This window comes from Streptomyces sp. NPDC059455 (assembly GCF_042750115.1).
In the GTDB taxonomy this organism is placed as follows: domain Bacteria; phylum Actinomycetota; class Actinomycetes; order Streptomycetales; family Streptomycetaceae; genus Streptomyces; species Streptomyces endocoffeicus.
In genome coordinates this window covers 1-2,463 of the sequence record NZ_JBHYVB010000451.1, presented here as the reverse complement: position 1 = coordinate 2,463, position 2,463 = coordinate 1, and the positions used below count along the sequence as shown (strand labels likewise).

The following is a 2,463-nucleotide window of genomic DNA, read 5'->3' as shown; positions in this document are numbered from 1 at the left end:
CGTCGTGGCCGGTCGCGCCCGCGCGGCGGAGCCGCACGTCGGCACAGCCCCGCGCCCCTTCAGGGCGACGCCGGACCGCAGCCGACTTCCGCCGATCTGCTTAGACTGGCGGAGCCAGGAGGGGAGACCGGCCGGGAGAGGGGGCGTGACGGTGTCGCGACGACTCGAAGCGCTGCGGACGCATCTGGGCGTCTGCCTGTTCCTGCTGACCGGGGTTCTGCTGGCGCAGAGCGGTGTGGTCAGCGCCGTCGCCCTCGCCGCCACCGTCGCGACCACGACGGCCGTCGCCGCCGCGCTGGCCCTGTGCGCGATCCTCGCCGCCCGCGGCCGAATACCCGTCCCCGCCGGGCGGATTCGCACCGCGATACGGGACCGGGAGCGCCGTACGGCGTTCCTGCCACAGCGGGATCCCGATGCCGCCGGACGTCCGAGGCCCCGAGCGCCGGGCCGTCGCCTGCCGACGGCCGCGTAGGCGCACGCATAACGCTGTACGGCGTACCTCCAGCCTCTCCAGGGGGCACCTCCCAGCGGTAGCTGGGGGAGATTGAGGAGCGGGGTCCGGGGTGGAACCCCGGAAGCTCCAGGATCCGTACCGCCGCGCCACGCGGCTCGTCACGCCGATGTCTTCCTCATTCCGGCACGACGAGACCCGCGGAGGGCTCCCATGTCCCTTTTCTCTTCCCTCGGCTCCCTGTTGACCACCATGGCGGACGGCCTCGATCCGCTCTTCGGCGCGTCCGCGGCGGCGGCCGCCATCGTCCTGTTCACGCTGTGCGTCCGCGCCGCGCTGCATCCCCTCGCACGGGCCGCGGTGCGCGGCGAGAAGGCGCGGGCCGCGCTCGCGCCCAAGCTCACCGAGCTGGGCCGCAAGCACCGGGACGACCCCGAGCGGATGCGGCGCGCCATGGCGGAGCTCCAGACGAAGGAGGGCGCGTCACCGCTGGCGGGGTGTCTGCCGACGCTCGCCCAGCTCCCGGTCTTCTTCGTCATGTACCACGTGTTCTCGACCGGCAGCGGCGCCGGAGACCTCCTCGACCACACGCTCGCCGGGGCCCCGCTCGGCGCCCACTGGGGCGGGGTGCTCAGCGGTGGGCCGGGGCTGGTCTACGTCGGGCTCTTCGCGCTGATCGGGGCCGTGGCCACCTGGACGTATCTCCGCGCCCGTAAGGCGACCGTCCCCGGGGCGCCCGGAGTGGCCCGAGCGCTGCCGCTGCTGTCGTTCGGCACCCTCGTCACCGCCGCCGTGGTCCCGCTGGCGGCGGCGCTCTACCTGGCGACCAGCGCGACCTGGACGGCGGTGGAGCGGGCCCTGTTGCACCGCTGACGACGAAACCGGCCGCGGTCACCCTTGAGGCCGCGGTCACCCTTGAGGCCGATGTCACGCTTGAGACCGCGGTCACGCTTGAGACCGATGTCCCAGTCCGTGAACGAGGTCTTGCGGGCTGGACGCCCCTGAAGGGAGGATCAATCGGCCGGTTGGCGCCTCGCACCGGCCTGTGACCTCGGGAGTCTTGGGATGAAACTGCTGCGAGTCGGACCGGCGGGCGCGGAACGCCCCGCGCTGCTCGATCAGAACGGCACCCTGCGCGATCTGTCCGCCCTGGTCCCGGACATCGACGGCGCCCTCCTCGCCGATGAGGCCGCCCTCGCGCGGGTGCGCGCGGCGGCGGCCGCCGAGGGGGACGACGCGTTGCCCGCGATTGAGGACGGCGGGGTGCGGATCGGCCCGCCGCTCGGCCGTATCGGCAAGATCGTGTGCATCGGGCTGAACTACCACGACCACGCCACCGAGACCGGCGCGAGCATCCCCGAAGAGCCCATCGTCTTCATGAAGGCCCCGGACACGGTCGTCGGCCCCGATGACACGGTGCTCGTCCCGCGCGGCAGCGTGAAGACCGACTGGGAGGTCGAGCTCGCCATCGTCATCGGCCGTACCGCCCGCTACCTCGACTCCGACGAGGCCGCCCTCGCCGCGGTCGCGGGCTATGCGGTGGCCCACGACGTCTCCGAGCGCGCCTTCCAGATCGAGCGCGGCGGCCAGTGGGACAAGGGCAAGAACTGCGAGACGTTCAACCCCCTGGGCCCCTGGCTGGTCACCGCGGACGAGGTCCCCGACCCGCAGGCCCTGGGCCTGCGCCTCTGGGTCAACGGCGAGCTCCAGCAGAACGGCAACACGGCGGACCAGATCTTCGGCGTGGCCCAGGTGGTCCGCTACCTCAGCCAGTTCATGACCCTCTACCCCGGCGATGTCATCAACACCGGCACCCCGGCGGGCGTGGCCATGGGCCGCCCCGAGCCCAAGCCGTACCTGCGCGCCGGCGATGTCGTCGAGCTCGAGATCGAGGGGCTGGGCCGCCAGCGCCAGGAGTTCAAGGACGCCTGACGCGGGACCGGATGACCCGCTTGACCGGATGCCCCCGCTTGACCGGATGCCCCCGCTTGAACGGGGGACCCCGCTTGAAC

General features: G+C 72.8%; 3 protein-coding genes. All 3 read left to right on the top strand.

Annotated elements, in window-relative coordinates:
• The first annotated feature begins 151 nt into the window (after positions 1–151).
• Entirely contained in the window at positions 152–472 is a 321-nt protein-coding gene (locus ACFXB5_RS53415) for a DUF6412 domain-containing protein (RefSeq protein ID WP_385223289.1), read from the top strand.
• Positions 473–664: 192 nt separating this feature from the next.
• Positions 665–1,324: a YidC/Oxa1 family membrane protein insertase gene (locus ACFXB5_RS53410; RefSeq protein WP_385223287.1), complete on the top strand. Its 660-nt coding sequence runs from the start codon at positions 665–667 to the stop codon at positions 1,322–1,324.
• A 192-nt stretch (positions 1,325–1,516) separates the two neighbouring features.
• Positions 1,517–2,383 carry a fumarylacetoacetate hydrolase family protein gene (locus tag ACFXB5_RS53405; protein ID WP_138915436.1) on the top strand — a complete coding sequence of 289 codons (867 nt, stop codon included), beginning with the start codon at positions 1,517–1,519 and terminating at the stop codon, positions 2,381–2,383.
• Positions 2,384–2,463 lie beyond the last annotated feature (80 nt).

What these genes read in the sequence shown, in the direction of transcription:
- ACFXB5_RS53410 (WP_385223287.1), top strand. Translation starts at nt 665, where the DNA reads ATGTCCCTTTTCTCTTCCCTCGGCTCCCTGTTGACCACCATGGCGGAC.
- ACFXB5_RS53405 (WP_138915436.1), top strand. Translation starts at nt 1,517, where the DNA reads ATGAAACTGCTGCGAGTCGGACCGGCGGGCGCGGAACGCCCCGCGCTG.